At 60.5% G+C, this 20,136-nt stretch carries 15 protein-coding genes; 11 read left to right on the top strand and 4 right to left on the bottom strand.

All coding sequences use genetic code 11. The features are described from left to right. Positions 1 to 39 precede the first annotated feature (39 nt). The 4 genes from NW862_RS02975 to sufB form a co-directional block, all read right to left on the bottom strand. Positions 40 to 1,260, bottom strand: coding sequence for an S-layer homology domain-containing protein (locus tag NW862_RS02975; RefSeq protein WP_414426904.1), 1,221 nt, complete (start codon positions 1,258 to 1,260; stop codon positions 40 to 42). A 383-nt stretch (positions 1,261 to 1,643) separates the two neighbouring features. Then, entirely contained in the window at positions 1,644 to 2,951 is a 1,308-nt protein-coding gene (gene sufD / locus NW862_RS02970; RefSeq protein WP_414426903.1) for a Fe-S cluster assembly protein SufD, read from the bottom strand. Then, positions 2,948 to 3,721 (bottom strand): Fe-S cluster assembly ATPase SufC, encoded by a 774-nt coding sequence (sufC, locus tag NW862_RS02965; RefSeq protein ID WP_414426902.1) that lies wholly within the window; start codon positions 3,719 to 3,721, stop codon positions 2,948 to 2,950. Before sufC ends, sufD begins: the two co-directional genes overlap by 4 nt. Positions 3,722 to 3,844: 123 nt before the next feature. Then, positions 3,845 to 5,281, bottom strand: a complete 1,437-nt coding sequence (gene sufB, locus NW862_RS02960; protein ID WP_414333922.1) for a Fe-S cluster assembly protein SufB — start codon at positions 5,279 to 5,281, stop codon at positions 3,845 to 3,847. A 162-nt stretch (positions 5,282 to 5,443) separates the two neighbouring features. On the opposite strand from sufB, the gene sufR reads away from it, so the two are divergent. The 11 genes from sufR to NW862_RS02905 all read left to right on the top strand — a co-directional run bounded on the left by sufR (position 5,444) and on the right by NW862_RS02905 (position 20,095). Continuing rightward, positions 5,444 to 6,172 carry an iron-sulfur cluster biosynthesis transcriptional regulator SufR gene (gene sufR, locus NW862_RS02955; RefSeq protein ID WP_414333924.1) on the top strand — a complete coding sequence of 243 codons (729 nt, stop codon included), beginning with the start codon at positions 5,444 to 5,446 and terminating at the stop codon, positions 6,170 to 6,172. Between the two features lie 122 nt (positions 6,173 to 6,294). Next, positions 6,295 to 7,101, top strand: a complete 807-nt coding sequence (locus NW862_RS02950; RefSeq protein WP_414426901.1) for an efflux RND transporter permease subunit — start codon at positions 6,295 to 6,297, stop codon at positions 7,099 to 7,101. Next, the gene (locus NW862_RS02945) at positions 7,091 to 9,511 is read left to right on the top strand and encodes an efflux RND transporter permease subunit (RefSeq protein ID WP_414426900.1); all 2,421 of its coding nucleotides are present in this window, start codon (positions 7,091 to 7,093) and stop codon (positions 9,509 to 9,511) included. Before NW862_RS02950 ends, NW862_RS02945 begins: the two co-directional genes overlap by 11 nt. A 42-nt stretch (positions 9,512 to 9,553) precedes the next feature. After that, on the top strand, positions 9,554 to 10,144 hold the full coding sequence (locus NW862_RS02940) for a DUF3365 domain-containing protein (RefSeq protein WP_414426899.1): 591 nt from the start codon (positions 9,554 to 9,556) through the stop codon (positions 10,142 to 10,144). A gap of 128 nt (positions 10,145 to 10,272) precedes the next feature. After that, positions 10,273 to 10,809 carry a cytochrome b6-f complex iron-sulfur subunit gene (gene petC / locus NW862_RS02935; RefSeq protein WP_414359196.1) on the top strand — a complete coding sequence of 179 codons (537 nt, stop codon included), beginning with the start codon at positions 10,273 to 10,275 and terminating at the stop codon, positions 10,807 to 10,809. Positions 10,810 to 10,885: 76 nt separating this feature from the next. After that, positions 10,886 to 12,178 carry an NAD(P)/FAD-dependent oxidoreductase gene (locus NW862_RS02930; protein ID WP_414364003.1) on the top strand — a complete coding sequence of 431 codons (1,293 nt, stop codon included), beginning with the start codon at positions 10,886 to 10,888 and terminating at the stop codon, positions 12,176 to 12,178. A 50-nt stretch (positions 12,179 to 12,228) separates the two neighbouring features. Beyond that, the gene (locus NW862_RS02925; protein WP_414368569.1) at positions 12,229 to 13,590 is read left to right on the top strand and encodes an efflux RND transporter periplasmic adaptor subunit; all 1,362 of its coding nucleotides are present in this window, start codon (positions 12,229 to 12,231) and stop codon (positions 13,588 to 13,590) included. Between the two features lie 556 nt (positions 13,591 to 14,146). Next, positions 14,147 to 15,217, top strand: a complete 1,071-nt coding sequence (locus NW862_RS02920) for a 3-deoxy-7-phosphoheptulonate synthase (RefSeq protein WP_414336186.1) — start codon at positions 14,147 to 14,149, stop codon at positions 15,215 to 15,217. 286 nt (positions 15,218 to 15,503) lie between these two features. Beyond that, positions 15,504 to 16,109 (top strand): tRNA-(ms[2]io[6]A)-hydroxylase, encoded by a 606-nt coding sequence (locus NW862_RS02915; RefSeq protein ID WP_414334102.1) that lies wholly within the window; start codon positions 15,504 to 15,506, stop codon positions 16,107 to 16,109. Between the two features lie 24 nt (positions 16,110 to 16,133). Then, on the top strand, positions 16,134 to 17,468 hold the full coding sequence (locus NW862_RS02910) for a sensor histidine kinase (RefSeq protein ID WP_414334062.1): 1,335 nt from the start codon (positions 16,134 to 16,136) through the stop codon (positions 17,466 to 17,468). Between the two features lie 329 nt (positions 17,469 to 17,797). Beyond that, positions 17,798 to 20,095, top strand: a complete 2,298-nt coding sequence (locus tag NW862_RS02905; protein ID WP_414426898.1) for a DUF1796 family putative cysteine peptidase — start codon at positions 17,798 to 17,800, stop codon at positions 20,093 to 20,095. Positions 20,096 to 20,136 lie beyond the last annotated feature (41 nt).

Here is a 20,136-nt window from a genome sequence, read left to right as displayed (position 1 = left end):
TATCGCCTGCGTCTTGTTGCAACGGACACCCCCGCGCCGCTAGCGGGATTGAGGAACTAGCGCCAGATCCTGGGTGAGGCGCAGCTCGATCACCTGGTTGGGATCCAACACCACCACCTGCGGCGCTGTCACGTTGCCGATCACCGCTCCGGCCACCCCTGCCCCCAGCACTTCTTCTGTGGCAATGGCATTATCGCCGGTTACCAAGCCGAGAACGGCGCCTGCTGCCGCGCCGATGGCCGCATCTTGGATGATCTTGCCTGTGGTGGTGTAGCGGGGATCCTTGACATCGCGGATTACATCCGATTGAGCGGCCAAGGGGAACAGTTGGTTGTTGACGATGATGCTTTCCGCCACAAAGCGCGTGCCGCCCGGCGCTGGCTCAAAGCGGCCATCCACCCGTGAGCCAAAAGGCACCAGGATGTCCCCCTGGCCGTTGCGAATTGGGTTGCGAACGATCAAGGACATAGGGCGAGTTTCGTTGGGGGCGATGAAGAGGCGCTCGTTGAAGGGGGTGGTGGTCTGTATCAGAGTGCCCGCCGCCAGCGTGGAAAGGCGCAGGTCAAAGCCGGGCTGAGGGGTGGAGAGCCAATTGCCTGGGTTCTGGGCCACCAGGGATCCCCGACTGAGCAGGGCCTGGTGGGTAAAAGCAGCCACCTCAGCACGGGTGGCAGGACGGTTGGGCTCCAAGAGCATGGGATCTGGGTAATTCACGATCAGGCCGGCGCGGTTGGCGGCTGCAATTAGCGTCAGGGCCCAGTTGGGAATGGCTGCCGCGTCACGGTAGCGGCTGAACAGCTCGCTCGGCTGGGCCGCGGGGATGGCACTTGTGTTGCCAAGGGCGTTGGTCAGGATCACCAGCGCCTCGGTGCGGGTAACGGGCTGTTCGGGTCGGAAGGTGCCGTCCGGGAAGCCGGCCACCAAGTTGTTGGCTGCCGCCGCGGAGATAGCGCTGGCCGCCCAGTGGGTGGGGGGCACATCCCGAAAGCCGATGAAGGTACCAGAGGTGTTGCGGAGGCGAAAGGCAGTGGTGACGAGGGTGGCAAACTGAGCACGGGTCACCGGCTCGTTGGGACGGAAGGTGCCATCCGGGAAGCCGTTCAACACCCCTTGAGCGGAGAGAGCCTCAATGTAGGTTTGGGCCCAGTGACCAAAAGTGTCGCGAAAAGGGGCGGCCATAGCCGCCTGGCAATGAATGCCCAGTGCGGCTCCCGATAGGAGTAGGCCTGCTGTGCGTGGGGTCAACAGAGAGGGAAACATCGTGCATTCACCAAGTTGTCGTAGCGCCCATTGCTGGGTCAATAGCTACTCTTATTCTGGCTATTTCCTCAGTGGTGACAATAGCTGAAACCCTCTCTGTATAGCAGTTTGAGCGTTTCCAACCTAAGATTTGCAAGAAAACGCAACCATAGAAGATCGATAAGGAAACTCCCGAATCTATTTCGCGTCAAGCCATTACGCCTAAGCCCGGTCACTCTTGAGGATAATGGCCATTTCGGGAGCAGCCAACAACTACAGCTTTTTCCGGCGTTATCTACTACAGCCAATGTAGATCCATCTCTTGCGTAGGAAGGATCTCGCTTGGCTACAGAACTCCCATGAAGTCGGAAAAAGCTGTAACCAGAAACCGAATTGATCGCAAATTAATCGGATCCCAACCGGCAGGCCACCTGAGAAGGAAGCTGGGCCAAAGGGATCCCTTCGAGGATCTCGGCTGCAAAAGCATAGGTGAGGAGTTGCCTGGCCTGGGCCTGGGGAATGCCGCGGCTTTGCAAATAGAAGATTTCTTCGGCCTCCAGTTGGCTGACGGTGGCCCCGTGGGCACATTTGACGTTGTCGGCAAAGATCTCCAACTGTGGCTGCGTATCCACCCGCGCCTTGGGGCTCAACAGCAGATTGCGGTTGGTCTGGGCGGCGTCTGTCAGTTGAGCTGCTTGGCTCACCAAAATGCGCCCGCTGAAGACCGCACGGGCCGCCTCGTCCACGATGCACTTGTGCAATTGGCGGCTGCTGCCGTGGGGCGCTTGATGCACCAGGCGGGAGTGGGTGTCGCTGTGCTGGGATCCCTTCAGCAGGGTCAGTCCCTGCAGGTGGGTGTGGGCCTGGGGTTCTACCTGGACAAGCTCCAGGTTGTGGCGGGAAAATTGGGATCCCCACTGGATGGCCTGCAGCCGGTAGTGGCTGTGGCGGCCCTGGCGCACAGCAGTTTGGTTGATGTGAAAAGCCTGGGATCCCTGCCGCTGCAAGATCACATGGTGTAGACGGGATCCTTCGGCCAGGGCAATCTCGGCGACGGCGTTGCCAAAGGGGATCCCGGCCCCCCAGGAGAGGTGATCTTCAATCAGGGTGAGGGAGCTGTGGGCCTGCAAAGCCACCAGACAGCGGGGCTGGGCCAAAACCGCCTCTCCTTCAGAGGCCACGGTTATCCAGAGCAGGTGCAAGGGCGGCAAAACCTCCTGCTGGGGCAGCAGCTCAATCTGGATCCCATCGCCTAGATGGGCGGTGTTGAGGGCGCTGAAGACATCGAGCTTGACGATGGTTTGCAACCATCCAGGAGCCGACTGGCTTAGGGGAGCAATTCGCAGGGCCGAGGGCAGGCCGCTCAAGTCAGAAAGGTGGGGAGCAAAGTAGCCGTTGACGAACACCGCATAGCTGTGACGGCTCTCCGGCCACAGCCAGGGATCCAGCACGGCCTTCTCTAGCGTTGCCTGTCCAGGGCCGGCCAGGCGAAAGGTGTGGGCCACCAGCGGCGAGAGGTCGCTGTATTTCCAGTCTTCTTCGCGGGGGGTGGGGATCCCCAGTTCCGCCAGTTGGGCGCGGGCCTGCTGTCTCAGGGTGGTATGGGGATCTTCCACCTCTGGGATTTGGCGGAGGATGTGCTCCAGAAAGGGACGGCCAAAACCGCTGGCGTCGCTTTCTCGAACCGAGGACTTGGGCACCGCAGCGCTCATCCCACCTCCTCCTTGAGCCAGTCATAGCCCCGCTCTTCCAGCTCCAGCGCCAAAGTCTTATCGCCGCTGAGGACGATGCGCCCCCCTTCCATCACATGCACATAGTCGGGGGTTACATACTCCAGCAGGCGCTGGTAGTGGGTAATGAGGAGCATGGCCTTCTCAGGGCCGGCCAGTTGGTTAATGCCCTGGGCAACGACGCGCAGCGCGTCGATATCCAGGCCGGAGTCCGTCTCGTCTAAGATAGCCAGCGTCGGCTCCAGCACCGCCATCTGCAGGATCTCGTTGCGCTTTTTCTCGCCGCCGGAAAACCCTTCGTTGACGGAGCGCTCCAAAAAAGCGGGATCCATCTTGACAATGCTCAGTTTTTCCCGCACCAAGTCGTCAAAATCGAGGGGATCCATTTCCGGCTGATCCCGATATTTCTGCCGGGCGTTGTAGGCGGCGCGCAAGAAGTCCAAGTTGCTCACCCCCGGAATCTCGATGGGGTATTGAAAGGCCAAGAAGATCCCGGCCCAGGCCCGCTCCTCCGGCTCCATTGCCAAGAGATCCTTGCCCAGATAGAGGATCTCGCCCCCTGTTACCCGGTAGTCGGGGTGGCCGGCCAAGATCTTGGAGAAGGTGCTCTTCCCGGAGCCATTGGGCCCCATGATGGCGTGGATCTCGCCGGCCCGGATTTCCAGGTTCACCCCTTTGAGGATAGGGGTACCGTCGATCTCAGCCGTGAGATCGCGGACAGATAAAATGACAGGGCTGTTTTCCCGGATCATGTCAGCAGTTCGTCTTGGGTCGAAGTATTGGCGGACAGACCTACCCCTTCAGCGCCGCCCCCAAGGTGGAGCTGCGCCAGGCTGCTCGGCAATTGGCAACGAGCATAGCCGCTCGCCAGGGATCTAGCCAACGGATCCCTCTAGCTTCAGGCTCAGCAGCCGATCCGCCTCGACGGCAAACTCCATCGGCAATTGGTTGAACACCTCTCGGCAGAAGCCGCTGATGATCATGGAGACGGCGTCTTCTACAGAAATGCCGCGCGACTGGAAGTAGAACAGTTGCTCTTCTCCGATTTTGGAAGTGGAAGCTTCGTGCTCTACTTTGGCAGTGTTGTTTTGCACTTCAATGTAGGGGAAGGTGTTGGCGCTGCACTGATCCCCAATCAACATGGAATCACACTGGGAAAAGTTGCGGGCGCCTTCTGCCTTGGGCCCAATTTTCACCAGGCCGCGATAGCTGTTTTTGGAATGCCCCGCCGAGATGCCTTTGGAGATAATTCTGCTGCGGGTGTTGCGGCCTATGTGGATCATCTTGGTGCCGGTATCGGCCTGCTGGTAGTGGTTGGTCAGGGCCACTGAGTAGAACTCGCCCACCGAGTTTTCCCCCACCAGCACGCAGCTCGGATATTTCCAGGTGATGGCCGAGCCGGTCTCCACCTGCGTCCAGGAGATCTTGGAGTTGGCCCCCTGACAGAGGCCGCGTTTGGTCACGAAGTTGTAGATGCCGCCCTTGCCGTTTTCGTCGCCGGCATACCAGTTCTGCACCGTCGAGTACTTGATCTCGGCATTGTCCAGGGCAATCAGCTCCACCACCGCCGCGTGCAGTTGGTTGGTGTCGAACATGGGGGCCGTGCAGCCTTCCAGGTAGCTGACGTAGGATCCCTCGTCAGCAATGATCAGGGTGCGCTCAAACTGGCCCGACTCGCCGTTGTTGATGCGGAAATAGGTGGACAGCTCCATCGGGCAGCGCACCCCTTTGGGCACATAGACAAAGGAGCCATCGCTAAACACTGCCGAGTTCAGCGCCGCGTAGTAGTTGTCGGCAATGGGTACCACCGTGCCCAGGTACTTGCGCACCAGCTCAGGGTACTCCCGCAGCGCCTCCGACATGGAGCAGAAAATGATCCCTTCCTTGGCCAGCTTTTCCCGGAAGGTGGTGGCCACCGAGACGCTGTCGAAAATGGCGTCCACCGCCACATTGGCCAGCCGCTTCTGCTCCGACAAAGGGATCCCCAGCTTCTCAAAGGTTTCCAGCAGCACGGGATCCACTTCGTCGAGGCTCTTTTTCTTCTCCTTTACCTTGGGAGCGGAGTAGTAAACGATGTTCTGGTAGTCGATGGGCGGGTAGGTCACATTCGGCCAGGTGGGCTCGCTCATCTTCAGCCACTGGCGGTAGGCCCGCAGCCGGAACTCCAGCATAAAGTCCGGCTCCCCCTTCTTGGCCCAGATTTGCCGAATGATGTCCTCATTTAAGCCTTTGCCGATGGACTCAGAGGCGATGTCGGTAACAAAGCCGTACTTGTAGGGCTGGCTAATTAGGGTGCGGACGCTCGTAGACATGGATGGCTCTCGGTTAGGGACAGGGGCAAAACAGATGGCCAATTAAAACAACATGGTTGTTGCTTAACTAATCCTCAGGTTACTTTAGCAATGATCCCCTTGTCAAAGTAGCGGTGCTGGCAGCGGCAGCCGAGTAAACCCAGTCTAACCAGGAGGGCGAGGGTGGAGAGCGCGCGCAAGATCACCGATCCGTTCACGCAACCCGTTTCCAGCAAGCAGGCTATCTTGATCTACCTACGCAAGACGGGGCAGGCCACCGCCCAGACTCTGGCAGAGCACTTGGGCATTTCTCCCCAGGCCATTCGCCGCCACCTCAAGGATCTGGAGGCAGAGGGGCTGATCCACCATGTCGCTCAAGCTAGCGGTTTGGGCCGCCCCCAGCACCTCTATCAGCTCAGCCCCCAAGGAGAAGCGCAATTCCCCACCGGCTACGACGAGTTTGCCCTCGGTCTGCTCAATACGCTGGCTGAAACCCTGGGATCCGAACAGATGGGATCCCTGCTCCAGCAGCAGTGGCAGCGCAAAGCCCAGGAGTACCAAGCCCAGATGGGCTCCGGATCCCTGGCCGAGCGGTTGGAGCGCTTGGTGCAGTTGCGCCAGGCAGAGGGCTACATGGCGGAGTACTACCCCTATCCTGCCAACCTGGCTGCCCCGATTGCAGCAGAAGGCTCTGAGCAGTATGTCGAGCAATATGTCTTGGTGGAGCACCACTGCGCCATCGCCCAGATTGCCCAGCGCTTTCCCAGCGTCTGCGGCCACGAGCTGGAGATGTTTGCCGCCGCCCTGCCCGATTGTCGGGTGGAGCGCCTCACCTGGCAGGTGAACGGAGAACACCAGTGCGGCTACTGGATTGCCAAGCCAGGATCCCCTCCTAGACCCAGCCACGAGTAGCAGTTCGTCCTTTGCTGGGCCTACCTCAGGTGACGGCTTCGGAAGACGGGCAAGAGCAGCTATGGATGCATAAAGGTATAGCTATATGGTAGTATAAGCATGAACCAATCTGGATTTTTCCCATGTCAGAGCTGGAGAAGCCGCACCAAGGGGTGGGGCGGGTTACCGCTTACTTTATCAACAACGCCCAGCTTACTTCCTTGATTATTGTGGGTCTGGCCATCTTTGGCCTGCTGGCGGCGACCTTGACCCCCAAGGAAGAAAACCCGCAAATTGTCGTCCCGGCAGCGGATGTAGTTTTGCGGTATCCGGGGGCCAGTGCCGAGGTCGTGGAGAAGACGCTGATCACCCCTGTGGAAGCGAAGCTACGGGAGCTGACGGGGATCGACCACATCTACTCGGTGGCCCAGGCCTCTGGCGGCTTGATCACGGTGCAGTATGAGGTGGGGGAAAACTGGGAAGACAGCCTGTTCAAGCTGCAAAATCATCTGTTTAGCCACCCGGAGCTATTCCCCCCTGGCGCCAGCTATCAGGTGCAGCCGGTCATCATTGACGATGTTCCCATCGTTACCCTGACCTTGACGGGGGCCGACTACAGCGACGATCAGCTACGGCGGGTGGGAGAGCGGCTGCTGGAGGATCTGCGCAGCCTTCCCAACACGGCCAACCTGACGCTGGTGGGCGGGCATCCCCGCACCATTCGGGTGGATCTGGATCCGGAGCGGCTGGCCAGCTATGGTCTTTCCCCGACCCAGGTGGCCCAGCGCATTGCCGCCGAAAACTTGCAACTGCCGGCGGGAGACGTGGAGGTGGGCTCGCGGCAGATCCGCCTGGAGGGAGGGCAGCGGCTGGCCTCGGCCGAGGACGTGGCCGCCATTCAGAATCAAGCCGGAGGTCTATCTCAGAGATGTAGCCAGCGTGCGGGATGAGTTTGCCGAGCGCACCTCCCTGACCCGCATCCACTTCCGCAGCGACGAGCCCATCACAGAGCCCTATCCGGATCCGCGCCGCCGCTCGACGGGAGAGTGGATCACCCAGCCGGCGGTCACCATCGGCATTGCCAAGAAGCCGGGAACCAACGCGGTCACCGTAGCCAAGGCCATTTTTCGGCGGCTGGAAGAGTTGCGGCCGCAGTTGCCTCCCGGGATCCAGGTTGCCGTCACCCGCAACGACGGGCGGACGGCCTCAAAAGCGGTTGGGAACCTCTACAACAGCCTCTTCCAGGCCATCGGCATTGTGGTGGGCCTGTTGTTGATCTTCCTGGGCTGGCGGGAGGCGGCCATTGTGGCTTTTGTAATCCCGTTAACTTTGGCCGGCACGCTGGGCGTGGGCTGGGTTGCCGGCCAAACGATTAACCGCATCACCCTCTTTGCCCTGATCCTGGCCCTGGGCACCTTGGTGGACGACGCCATCGCCGTTACGGAGAATATCCACCGTCGCTTTGAGCTGCGCCCCGGCATGAACTTTCGCGAGAAGGTGGAGGAGGCGATTGCCGCGGTGGAGGAATTGGGTGTGCCGGTTATTCTCTCCACCATCACGGTCATTTTGGCCTTCCTGCCCATGCGCTTTGTCACGGGGATGATGGGGCCCTACATGGGGCCGATCCCTTTTAATGTGCCGGTGGCGATGATCATCAGCACAACGCTGGCCCTGACGGTTACCCCCTTTCTGGCGGCCCGCTGGATTCGCCTCAAGTCCTCCACCGAGGCCTCTCCACCCCAGCTCGCTCTGGAAGAAACGCGCCTGTATCGGCTCTACCGCCGCGTGATGCAGCCGCTGCTGGAGTCGGCCTTCCGGCGGCGTCTGCTGATCGGGGTGGTCACCGGCCTGTTCTTGGCCAGCTTTCTCCTACCCCTGACCCAGGTGGTAAAGTTTCGCATGCTGCCCAAGGCGGACAAGGACACCTTCCTAGTGCAGTTGGATATGCCGCGGGGGACGGAGCTGGCCGCTACCGACGCTGTAGCCCGCGAGCTGGAGGAGGTGCTCAAGCAGGATGCCGAGGTGTTTAGCTTTGAAACCTACGTCGGTACGGGGGCGCCGGTGGACTTCAACGGCCTGCTGCGGGGATCCTACCGCCGCGAGGGCGAGGATGTGGCCGACATCCGCGTCCACCTCAGCCAGCCGGAAGCCCGTCGGATCGACTCGGAAGGGATCGTGCTGCGCCTACGGCCTGCTATGCAAGAGGTGGCGGAGCGGCACAACGCCATCGTCAAGCTGGTGGAAGATCCACCTGGGCCGCCCGTGCGGTCTACCCTGCTGGCAGAAATCTATGGCCCCGACTACGCCCAACTGCGGCAGTTGGCCAAGCAGGTGCGCCAGGTGTTTGGCGAGACGGAGGGCGTGGTGGACATCGACGACTCGGTGAAAAACCCCATTCCCCAGTTGACCCTGAAGGTGGATCCGGAGCGGGCCAACCGCGTCGGCCTGACCACGGCGGAGGTCTCCCAGACCTTGAGCTTGGCCCTGCGGGGATCCACCGTCAGCATCCTGCAACTGCCCGGGGAGCTGACACCCGTGGGGATCCATGTCCGCCTCGAGCCGTCGGCCCGGCAAAGCCTGGAGGATCTCAACCGCATTCAACTGCCGACGCCGACGGGATCCCTGGTTCCCCTGTCGGAGCTGGTGGAGTGGGTGCCCACGGTGGCCGACGAGCCCATCTTCCATAAAGACCAGCGGCCCGTGGCCTACGTAATGGGCGAGATGGCCCGCCGCTCCTCGGTCTATGCAGTCTTGGATCAAATAGCCTATTTCTGGCGGCATCCCCTCCCCAAGGGCTTTTGGATCCAGTGGGATGGGGAATGGAAGCTGACCCTGGACGTGTTCCGGGATCTGGGCCTCGCGATGTTGGTAGCCATTTTGTTGATTTACCTCATCCTGGTGGGCCAGTTCCGCAGCTTCAAGGTTCCGCTGATCATCTTGGGCAGCATTCCCCTGGCCCTCATCGGCATCCTGGTGGGCTTTAGCCTCAACGGAGTGTACTTCAGCGCCACGGCCATGATTGGGGTGATCGCCTTGGCGGGGATCGTGGTGCGCAACGCCATCGTCTTGCTGGAGTTTATCGCCGACCAGCGGGCGCAGGGAGTCAGCCTGGAGAAAGCCCTTGTGGCAGCCGGGGCCGTTCGTTTCCGTCCGATTTTGCTGACCAGCATCACCACCATGCTGGGCACGGTACCCATCTTGTCCGACCCGGTGTGGTCAGGCTTGGCCTGGACGCTGTTGACGGGGATGTTGACCTCTTCGGCTCTGACCCTGGTGGTCATTCCCATCTGGTTCTACGGGGAGCAAATCCGCCTTGCCAAAGCCAAGCCGGCTCTGGAGCACCAGCCATCCCACCCGTAGAGAAACTTTTTGACATCCACCCTTCGAGAAGGAGACAAGACGATGTGGACATACCTGAGAAGATGGCTCTTGCTGGCGGTGGCCTTAGGCAGCTTGGGCTGGGGCGCTGCCGCAGCCTTGGCCCAGCCGGATCCCGCCCAACTGGCCAAAGCGGTGGAGTCCGTAGAATACCTGGATCAACTGCGGCACGGCCTGGCGGCCAGCTTGGCCGGATCCTCACCTGCGGGGGTGGATGCCGAGACCTTCAAACAGGTTTGTCGCCCTGTGGCGGTGCAGGCGCAGGCCCTGGCCCAAGAAAATGGCTGGCAAGTTAAGCAAATTGCCCAAAAGTACCGTAACCCGGAGCACGCCCCCGACAATCTACACGCCACGATGGCCCTGGCCCGTTTCCAGCGGGATCCGGAGCTCATTGGCTTTTGGGAGCGGGAAGTGCTGGCTGGCCAGAGGGGCATTCGCTACTACCGCCGCATCAACGTCGAGGCTAGCTGCCTGGCCTGTCATGGGCCCAAGGACTCGCGACCGGCCTTCATTGTCAGCAAGTACCCCCAAGACCGGGCCTACGACTTCAAGGTGGGAGACCTGCGGGGCATGTACGCCGTGTTCATTCCCGAAGCAGAGGAACCTGCTCGATAACCCCTTGTCCCCAGGCAAGGAGGAGAACCAAATCTTCTCTCCACTTTTTATTGACATATTTTATCGACATATAGTTATATAGTTTATCAAAATAACAATAGGAGAGGGTTACCAAGGAGTTGATTTCTATGGACGCTGCCCTGGTTCCGTTTGAAGAGCCGCCGCTGTCGCGGCGCCGTTTTCTCAACTTCCTGACCGGCTCGGCGCTGGCGGCGGTGGCGGGTTCGGTGCTCTACCCGCTGGGCCGCTATCTCATCCCGCCGGCGGAGGGATCCGCCAATGGATCGGCCCTGGCCAAAGACAAGCTGGGGAACCCGATCCCGGCGGAGCAGATCTTGGCAGAGCCGCCTGGGACGCGGGCGCTGGTGGCGGGTCTGGCGGGGGAGCCCACCTACCTCACCGTTAGGGAGGGGGGGAAGCTGGACGAGCAAGGGCTGGTGAACAACTGTACCCACCTGGGCTGCACCTTCCCGTGGAACCCGCTGGCCGAAGAGTTCCAGTGTCCTTGTCACGGATCCCGCTATGCGGCTGATGGCTCGGTGATTCGAGGGCCGGCAGCGCTGCCTCTGAAACTGGTGCGGGTGGAGGTGCGGGAGGGGTGGATCTGGCTCTCTCCCTGGTTGGATGTCGATCCGCGAACGGGGAGTCTGCCCTGGTGGGTGTGAAGGAGGGCGCTCTTGGGATCGGCTTCTGGCCGCAGGTTTTTTTCATCAAGTTCAGAAAAGAGGGGGAGCAGTTTTGATGGCTCGCGTCGTCGTCATTGGGGCTGGGCTGGGAGGGCTGCCTACTGCCTACGAGCTGCGGCATCTTTTGCCGCAGGGATCCCACCAGGTAACTGTAGTCAGCAATACTCCAAAGTTTACGTTTACCCCTTCTCTGCCGTGGGTGGCGCTGGGCCTGAAGCGGCTGGCGGACATTCAGGTGGAGCTGCCGCAGCGGCTGGAGAGGAAGGGGATTGAATTTATCCAGGGCACGGTAACCGACTTGCAGCCGCCAAAGCGCACCCTGCGGGTTAACGGGGAGCCTCTGGCCTACGACTACTTGGTGGTGGCCACGGGAGCGGAGTTGGCCTTGGACGCCATCCCAGGTCTGGGGCCGGAACAGGGGTTTACCCAGTCGGTGTGCACGCCGCACCATGCTTTGCTAGCTCAGAAGGCGTGGGCAGAGTTTCTCCGCCAGCCGGGGCCGCTGGTGGTGGGGGCGGTGCCGGGGGCCAGTTGTTTTGGGCCGGCCTATGAGTTTGTCTTGCTGGCCGAGGGGCAGTTGCGAAAAAGAGGGCTGCGGGAGCAGGTGCCCATCACCTTCATCACGCCGGAGCCCTATGCTGGCCATTTCGGGATTGGCGGCATGGCGGGGGCCGAGGAGCTGGTGAAACGGCTGCTGGCCCAGCGGCAGATCCGGGTTTTGGCCAATACTGCCATTGCCCGTGTCGAAGAGGGGGAAATCGTGCTGGCAGAAGGGGAGCGGATCCCTTTTGCCTACGCCATGCTGCTGCCGCCCTTCCGGGGAGCCCAGTTCCTGCGGGAAGTCCCCGGCCTGACGGACGCCCGCGGTTTCCTGCCGGTAACTTCCACCTACCAGCATCCCGACTTCGATAGCTTCTATGCGGTGGGCGTGGTGACCCAGCTAGCCCCTTCCGAGACAACCCCTTTGCCGGTGGGAGTGCCCAAAACCGGCCAGATGACCGAGGCGATGGGGATGGCAGTGGCGCACAATATCGCCCTGCGCCTGGGAGCCCTGCGGGGGGAACCCGTGAGCCCGACGCTGGAAGCCATCTGCTTTGCCGACTTCGGCGATACGGGCATTCTCTTTTTGGCGGATCCTGTCTTGCCGGTGCTGGGGCGCCGCCGCCGCGCCCTGGCCGTACAAGGGCCATGGGTCAGTTGGCTCAAGTCCGCCTTTGAGCACTATTTCCTGGCCAAGATGCGCTGGGGGTGGGCGGTGCCTTGGTTTGAGCGCCTCAGTTTGCAGGGGGTGGGGCTCTCTCTGATAGAGCCCATCTCCAAGCCATTGGGAGATTTGGTCTCCCCTTAGAAAAGTTCCGATTTTCTCGTCACGCTCAAGTTACGCCGGACACTTGCGCTATGAAAACTCAAGTCGGCAGGTTGCAACAACAAACGTTTTCCGGCTGGAGCTGGGGCCACCTGGGCTGGGCGCTGCTCTTCCTCTCGCTAGGGGGGCTGGGCGGCTGGCTGCTGGGATCCCAAGGCCGGCCCGGCCAAGGGGGGGCAGCTTTGGAGGTTGCCGGTCGCGTCGGCGGGACAGGGTCCCTGGAAGCCACCGAGGCCGCCCCGCTGACCACGCTGGAGGTCAAGCCACGGGAAATCAGCCAAGAGCGGATCCTGGTGGGCAGCCTAGAGGCCGTGGAGCGCACCCCCCTCAGCAGCCGCATCGTGGGCCGAGTCGTGGAGCTGCCGGTTCAGGAGGGGCAGCGGGTGGCGGCTGGATCCCTGATTGCCCGCCTGGATATCAGCGATGTGCAAGCCGCCCAGCAACAGGCCCAAGCCCAGCGGCAACAGGCTGAGGCGCAACTGCAGCAGGCCCAAGCAGGCCTTCTGGCCGCCCAGGCGGGGGTGAGGGGAGCGGAAGAAGCCTTGCGCCAGGTGCAAGCCCAGAAGCAGCAGGCGGAAGCGGAGCTGCAGGAGGCCCGTTTGCACCAAGAGCGGATGCAGAAGCTGCACGCCGAAGGAGCCGTGGCCCAAGCCCAGGTGGATCAGGCCAATACGCGGGTAGCCGTGCTCCTGGGCCGCCTGGCCCAGCTCGAGGCCGGGATCCAGCAGGCCGAACAGGGATTGACCCAAGCACGGGCCCAGCTTGCCCAGGCGGAAAGCCGGATCCCTGAGGTGCAGGCAGCCATGGCCCAGGCCCAGGCAGGGGTGGCGCAAACCCAAGCCAACCTTGCCTACGGAACCCTGGTTGCCCCCTTTGCCGGCGTTGTCACCCGCAAGTATGTGGAGGTAGGGGCTTTGGCGGGGCCGGGCCAGCCGATTGTGGAGCTAGAAAGCAGCGAGCGGCTGCGGTTTTCCGTGGCCTTGCCCGAATCCCTGGCCGGCCAAATCCGGGTGGGACAAGCGGTGCCCATCAGCATCGACAGCCTCAACCAAACCGTGGAGGGAACCATCCGCCAAATCATCCCCAGCGCCGACCCCAGCTCAAGAACGGTGGAGGTGAAGGTGGAGATTCCCCCGCTCCCCGGAGCAATGCCGGGCATGCTGGGCCGTCTGAAGTTGGCAGGAGAAACCCGCCAAGCCCTGCTCCTGCCCCAAGCAAGCCTGGTAGAACAGTTCGGCCTTACGGGCGTGTACCGGCTGGTGGACGGCAAGCCGCTGTTTACGCCCGTGGTGGTGGGATCCCGCTATGGGGATCAGGTGGAGATCCACAGTGGGCTACAGCCTGGAGACGAGGTAATCCAGGAAGCGGCTGCCGTCCGGGCTAGATCCTTCTGAAAACTGTTTCCTAGGACAGAAGCCCAGAGTTCTGCTGACTTTCTTGATTTCCACCGGGCTTGCGGGGCTTTCGCCGCTGCGACCTTGTCGGGCTGAGGCAGCGGAAAGAAGTCCCTCACCGCCCTGAAGCTTTTCTCCTCGCCCCGCTTGCAACAGCGTCGCAGAGTGATGGCTACGGAGCGGGCAAGCTTCTTGATCTGGGTGGGAGAAAACCGTCCTCTGGGCTGCGCCTGGGAACCCTGGGAGCGACCCAGAACCTGAACCCGTCTTGGTAAATCCAGTTTCTTTTTGGGTATACTTCCGCTATACTCATCTCGTACAGATTCCGAGTTCCTTCCCCTGAAGATGACCTGGCGCGCTCCCTTTTTTGGCTACTTTAGCTTTCCCTGGCAACGACCAGGGCGGAAGGGTGGCGCGTAAACCATAGAGCCTAGGTTTACCCGAGTCAGTCCTGAAGCCCTGAGCCCAGTGCCAGGGCTTTTTTGATGGCTCGATGCTCCATTCCCTCACTTCCCATCCCTTGCACACAATCTTGCCCACGATGAAGGACAGTTCTATGCCCCCCCAAACCGACAACTGCAACATCCAAGAGGTGACTCCCTTGATTGCCCCTGCTGCTGTCAAGGCCAAGCTGCCGCTGACGGAAACGGCAGCCCAAGTGGTGCTCTCCACGCGGCAAGCCATCCGCGACATCATCCACGGGCGGGATCTCCATCGCTTGGTGGTGATTGTCGGCCCCTGTTCCATCCACGATCCCGAAGCGGCCTTGGAGTATGCCCACCGCCTCAAGCGGGTGGCCGATCGAACCCGCGAGCACCTGGTGATTGTGATGCGCACCTATTTTGAGAAGCCGCGCACCACAGTGGGCTGGAAGGGCCTCATTAATGATCCCCACCTGGACGGCTCCTGCGATATTGCCACTGGCTTGCAACTGGCCCGTTCCATCCTATTGCAGATCAACGAGCTGGGCTTGCCCTGTGCCACAGAAATGTTGGATCCGGTAACTCCCCAATACACCGCAGACCTGGTGAGCTGGGCGGCCATCGGCGCCCGAACCATCGAAAGCCAGACCCACCGGGAAATGGCCAGTGGCCTCTCTATGCCCGTGGGCTTCAAAAATGGCACCGACGGGCGGCTGGAAATTGCCCTCAACGCCATTCTCTCCGCCAGTCACCCCCACAGTTTTCTGGGCATCGGCCAAGACGGCATGACGGCCCTGGTGAAAACCACCGGCAACCCAGACCGGCACATTGTGTTGCGCGGCGGCGGCGGCAAGACCAACTACGGCCCGGAAGATGTGGCGCGGGCGGCGCTGCTGATGAAGGATCAAGGGATCCCGCGCTCGGTGATGGTGGACTGCTCCCACGACAACTCCCACAAAGACTACCGCCAGCAGGGAGCCGTCTGTCGGGCAGTGCTGCGGCAGTACCAAGCAGGGCAGCGGGCCTTGATGGGGCTGATGCTGGAGAGCAACCTCAACCCAGGCAAGCAAACCTGGCAGGAAGGGGCACCACTCAAGTACGGCGTTTCCATCACCGACGGCTGCATCGGCTGGGAGGAGACCGAGGATCTGTTGCAGGAGATGGCAGCAGTCGTAGCAGGGAAAACCTTGGCTTTGAATCACTAAAAAAGCCCCGCAAGACCCAAGCAAGGCAATAAAGTTGTGCTCGGCAGCAGTGCAACTCCCCTCTCCCTCTGGGAGAGGGGCTGGGGGTGGTCGCGTGAGCGGCGCGGAGCGCTTGGGCTGACTCTCTCTGGGAGAGGGGCCGGGGATAAGGACAACTGCTGCCAGAGCATCAGACGGGATCTAGGAGTTAGCAGAAAGGGGTACGCTGGCAAGGCTAAGATCCGATTGACCCAGTTCCGTTCCCTGCTCCCGCAGCGGGCGGGATGGGTCAACTTGGAAGCTGTTGATCCCTGCAACCTCTTCTGACCCTGTGCCGACGCTACAACTGGCCTCGCCAACTTCCGCGGCCTGGATCGAGCAGGCCATTCGCCACCTCGACCTGATTTTGCTAGATCACGCCAACTGCGAGAAGAAAGCAGCGGGCAATGCCCTCAGTTTGCTGTTTCGCTACCCGGCCAACGGGCGGCTGGTGGAAGCCCTTTCACCACTGGCGCGGGAGGAGCTGCAGCACTTTGAGCGGGTTCACCGGCACCTGCAACGGCTGGGGATCCCGATCAGGCCCCTCTCGGCTGCTCCCTATGCCAGCCGCCTCAACCAGCACCTACGCCGCTCCGAGCCGGAGCATCTCTTGGATGCACTGCTAGTGGCCGCCATCATCGAGGCCCGCAGCCACGAACGCCTAGGCCTGCTGGGGATCCACGTCCCCGACCCGGAGCTGCGGCAGTTTTACCTCTGGCTGGCGGCGGCTGAAGAGCGGCACTGGCAGTTGTATTTGGATCTGGCGCTAGAACAGTTCCCCGCCGAGCCGGTGCAGGAGCGGCTGGACGCTTTGCTGCAGGTGGAAGCCGAGATCCTCTCCACCCTTCACCCCGAGCCTCGTGTCCACAGCTAACCTCTCCCCTTCCCGTGCAACCCCATGTTCCAGGCAACGCGGCGGTGGCTGGCCCTCTGGTACACGGTGGTAACGGGGGTGTTTTTGTTGCTGTTTGCCGGCAGCTTCTACTGGTATGTGCAGTCAACCCTGATTGAGCGGGTGGACGACACGCTGGGCCATGTGGTGGAAATTGTCGAGCGCTCCCTGGTGGTGGACGAGAGCCTCTTGGACCCGCAGCAGGTCCGCCACAGCTTGGAAGCCAGCTTTCGGGATGATCCCAGCACCCTAGCAGACGACCACATCGACCTGGAGTGGTTTGATCCCCAGGGATCCCTCATCTGGTCCACCGTGCCCGGCGGCATCCCTGCCCCCCTGCTGACGGAGGGATCCCTGCACACCGCCCGCATCGCGCCTGGGTATTGGCTGCGCCAGTTCACCGAGCCGATCCTGGCCAGTGGGAAGCTGCTGGGGTATTTGCGGGTCAGCCACCCCTGGTTTGAGGTGAGCAAGCCGACACGCCAGCTCATTCGGGATCTCAGCCTCTGGGTAGCGGCCAGTTTGGCCTGTGTAGGAGGAATCGGCTGGCTGCTCTCCGGTTTGGCCATGCAGCCCATCCGCCAGTCTTACCAGCAGCTCAAGCAATTTACCGCCGATGCCTCCCACGAGCTGCGCAGCCCCTTGGCCAGCATCCAGACCACGGTACAGGTGGCTTTGGCAGACTCCCAATTGGATGCCGACACCCGCCAGCGCTGGCAGATGGTGGAGCGGCTGTGCCTGCGGCTGGGCCGGCTGGTGGACGACCTGCTGTTTCTGGCCCGCCACGACAGCGGCATGGTGCCTTTCCAGCCCCGCTGCTGTGCCCTGGATGCTCTGCTGCTGCAGGTGGTGGAAGAGTTGCAGGGCTTGGCCAACCAAAAAGGGATCCGTCTAAAGCTGGATATGGCCGCCCCCCCAGAGGAGACGGGAGGGGATCCCTTTGCCTTTTGGGGAGATGAAGAGCAACTGGCCCGCCTGTTCACCAACCTAATCGAAAACGCCCTTCTCCACACCCCCCCCGGCGGCGAGGTGCAGGTGCGGCTAAAACAGCGGCTGCGCTCCGGATCCCCAGAACTGGTGCTGCAGGTGCAAGATACCGGGCCGGGGATCCCACCCCAGGCACTGCCCCACCTGTTCGACCGTTTCTATCGGGTGGATCCGGCCCGCAGCGGGGATCCCAATCGGCGGTCGGGCTCAGGTTTGGGGCTGGCCATTGTCAAAAGCATCGCCGAGCAGCACCGGGGACAGGTGCGGGTTGAGAGCAAGGTGGGGCAGGGATCCACCTTTGAGGTGATTTTGCCCCAGCGACGATTGGAAACTTGCACTCCAGAAACTGTCTAAAGGTGCTCTAGAAAACAGACAATCCTTGGACAGTATGTTAAATTCAGGCTAAAGTTCAGTCTACTCTTTACTGCAAACATCCTGGCTTAATAGCCTTACTTTTGAGCCGAGGCTCTTTTTCTGACTTTCCGTCATTTTCTGTTTCCGGATTTCAGAATTTCTCTTTAAAAGCAAAGTCAGGACTAAGACAGATGAGGCGGAACTGGATCCCAGCCTCTGCTTTCTCTTGCAAGTTGCCGGCAGGGTAGTAAGCCGACTGCTTGAGTATGTCTGTTTACCGGCAAGTCCGGAGAAGTTCCTCTCCCCCTCCTCCAAAAACTTCCAAAAAAATGTATCGTTTCCAAGTTCGCGCCACCACTCAGCCCGGTGATCGAATTGCCCTGGTGGGATCCAGCCCTCGGTTGGGCGCCTGGGATCCGAGCCGCTGTGTTTGGCTGCAGACGGATCCCGCTTGTTATCCGCTCTGGTGGGTGGAGTTGCCATTAGGCCCGGCAGATGGCACTTCTGGCCCCCTATCCTCCGGGGAGTGGCCTCAAGAGACCCCTCGAGTGGAGTACCGATATCTGCGCGTTCAGGCCGATGGCGAAGTTATTTGGGAAGCTGCCGATAGGAATCGCTGGGTGCCGCTTGAGCCTCAGCCTTTGCCATCAGTTTTGATCGTGGAAGATGGCGAGTTTGGCCGGATCCCTTCCTGTCCTTACGGCTATTTTGCCACCCCTATTCTTGAGCCTGAGCCTGAAGATTTGCCGGGACTGAAGATAGTTGTTTTGGGTAGCTCCGTTGCCCTGGGGTGCAGCGCCTGGCTATTGCGAGGTTGGGCCTGGCTGTTGCAGAAAGCCTTGCGGGAGCGCTACGGCCATCGGGTGCGTAATCTCTCGGAATTGGGGGCTACGGTCAGCCGAACGCTGGCACGGTTTGATCAAGTTGTCGTTCCCGAACAACCGGACGTGGTAATTGTGGCCTTGTCGTTGGGAAATGAGGGCTTGGCCACGGCTCTGCCGGAGCATCGACGTGCCGTCCAAAGGCGGTTTGAAAACGGCCTGCGACGCCTGATTGAGAAGATTCAAAATATAGGCGCTTTGCCCATCTTGGCAGGGGTCTATCCTCACGGCGACTATGGTCCAGAACAGCATCTGCTTCTGCAGGAAACTCAGCAAAAGATGCTCGGTTGGGGATGCCCTGTGTTCAATTGGCTGCCCATCCTAGACGATGGCCAGGGCCGCTGGAAACCAGACCTTGCTTTTGACCCCGCTCACCCCAATTCCAGGGGGCATCGGGTTATGTTTGAGGCCATCGATCTCTCGCTCTTGGATCCCGGCCAAGTTCTGTCGGCTCGTGGAAAGCTGGCTCAATCCACTGCAGAACGAATCATTTTTGAAGACGGCAATGGCTTTTGGGTAGCTGCAGAAATAGGCAGAGATCAATTTCGCATCGTGAATATAACCCCCTACCCTTATACCCTTGCGCCAACTTGGCAATCTTTGCAGACTGCTTTCCAAAAATCACGCCTGCAGCCGGGACTGTATATTGGCAGAAGCGATGCAAGGATAGGAGACAAGACCCTACATTTACTTTCCATACAAGAGGACAGTTCGGTTCAAACCACCCTCTCCATTCCTGCAGATGCCGACCTCATCTTCTCCCCAATAGCTCAGTTCTTTTCCGCAGAAGCAGTAGAAACGATCTTCGAGGATGGATCCCTGATCCTGCTCAAGCTCAGTGGATCTTCAAAAGGCTCTTCTGATCCCAGGCCTCGCCTGTGCGTGATCAATCGGAGCAATCACGAGTACAACATCCACCCCATGTGGAAAGAAGTGCGGGCTGCCCTCAGAGCTCTGCCACCAGGGGTTTATGAGGATCCCCTCTATCGCGATGCTCCTTTCCGCACGTTGATGATTGGAGAAGGGGGGTTGGAAAGCCGGGTCAAGGCCGCTCCCAACTCGGTCATGCTATTGGAATACACATGCGCCTTATCTGATATTCATCGCGTTGCTGTTGTTCCCCTGGGGGATCGCTGTGCAGTGCGAATGCTGCTCTACAAGCTGGAATACGACGGGCCTGCATTTCCTTTTGATTTGACCCGCACCAGCAACCTAGCGGATGTGGCCGATATGATCCACCACGATTTTCAGGGCATGTGGGATCCGCAATATTTGCACTACAGCCCTGAAGACAGGCGAATTTATCACAGCAAGTGGACAGGTCTTTCTTTCGGCCATGAGGTGGAAGAAGGGGAAGATCCACTGCAGAATATGAATCCAATCCACGAGCGGATGCGGACTCGTTATACAGCTCGCGCCAAGCGCTTTCTGTATGTCTTGGAAAAGGCCGATAAAGTTTTGTTCGTGCGCACAGGCGGTTGCCGGCGAGAGGCTGTTGTTGACTTGGTAGATAAGCTGGCGGCTAAGCGCAGGGGCAAGCCTTTCTTGTTGCTGGTTATTTCCCTTCAGTCTTCCGATGAGTTTGTAGGGATCCCCAATGTTATCCATTACAACTTGGAGTTTAACCCCGACCGCATGTGTGCAGATCCTGAGCATTGGAAGTACTGCACAGGGATCATGAGGGATATTCTCCATTCCTTGGGGGTCTCTAGCCGCAATCTTTTCTGGTGCCCCCCACAACTGTAGGCGCCGACAATGGGCGGGTGGGGATAGAGCAGAAGTTTGAG

This window comes from Synechococcus sp. H55.8 (assembly GCF_047462375.1).
In the GTDB taxonomy this organism is placed as follows: Bacteria; Cyanobacteriota; Cyanobacteriia; order Thermostichales; family Thermostichaceae; genus Thermostichus.
Note: the sequence above shows the minus strand (reverse complement) of the source record. Positions and strands in the feature narration are given on the sequence as shown.

Excerpts from the sequence above, each read along its gene's own strand:
- NW862_RS02975 (WP_414426904.1), bottom strand. The coding sequence starts at position 1,260 with ATGTTTCCCTCTCTGTTGACCCCACGCACAGCAGGCCTACTCCTATCG.
- sufD (WP_414426903.1), bottom strand. The coding sequence starts at position 2,951 with ATGAGCGCTGCGGTGCCCAAGTCCTCGGTTCGAGAAAGCGACGCCAGC.
- sufC (WP_414426902.1), bottom strand. The coding sequence starts at position 3,721 with ATGATCCGGGAAAACAGCCCTGTCATTTTATCTGTCCGCGATCTCACG.
- sufB (WP_414333922.1), bottom strand. The coding sequence starts at position 5,281 with ATGTCTACGAGCGTCCGCACCCTAATTAGCCAGCCCTACAAGTACGGC.
- NW862_RS02950 (WP_414426901.1), top strand. The coding sequence starts at position 6,295 with ATGTCAGAGCTGGAGAAGCCGCACCAAGGGGTGGGGCGGGTTACCGCT.
- NW862_RS02940 (WP_414426899.1), top strand. The coding sequence starts at position 9,554 with ATGTGGACATACCTGAGAAGATGGCTCTTGCTGGCGGTGGCCTTAGGC.
- petC (WP_414359196.1), top strand. The coding sequence starts at position 10,273 with ATGGACGCTGCCCTGGTTCCGTTTGAAGAGCCGCCGCTGTCGCGGCGC.
- NW862_RS02930 (WP_414364003.1), top strand. The coding sequence starts at position 10,886 with ATGGCTCGCGTCGTCGTCATTGGGGCTGGGCTGGGAGGGCTGCCTACT.
- NW862_RS02925 (WP_414368569.1), top strand. The coding sequence starts at position 12,229 with ATGAAAACTCAAGTCGGCAGGTTGCAACAACAAACGTTTTCCGGCTGG.
- NW862_RS02920 (WP_414336186.1), top strand. The coding sequence starts at position 14,147 with ATGCCCCCCCAAACCGACAACTGCAACATCCAAGAGGTGACTCCCTTG.
- NW862_RS02910 (WP_414334062.1), top strand. The coding sequence starts at position 16,134 with ATGTTCCAGGCAACGCGGCGGTGGCTGGCCCTCTGGTACACGGTGGTA.
- NW862_RS02905 (WP_414426898.1), top strand. The coding sequence starts at position 17,798 with ATGTATCGTTTCCAAGTTCGCGCCACCACTCAGCCCGGTGATCGAATT.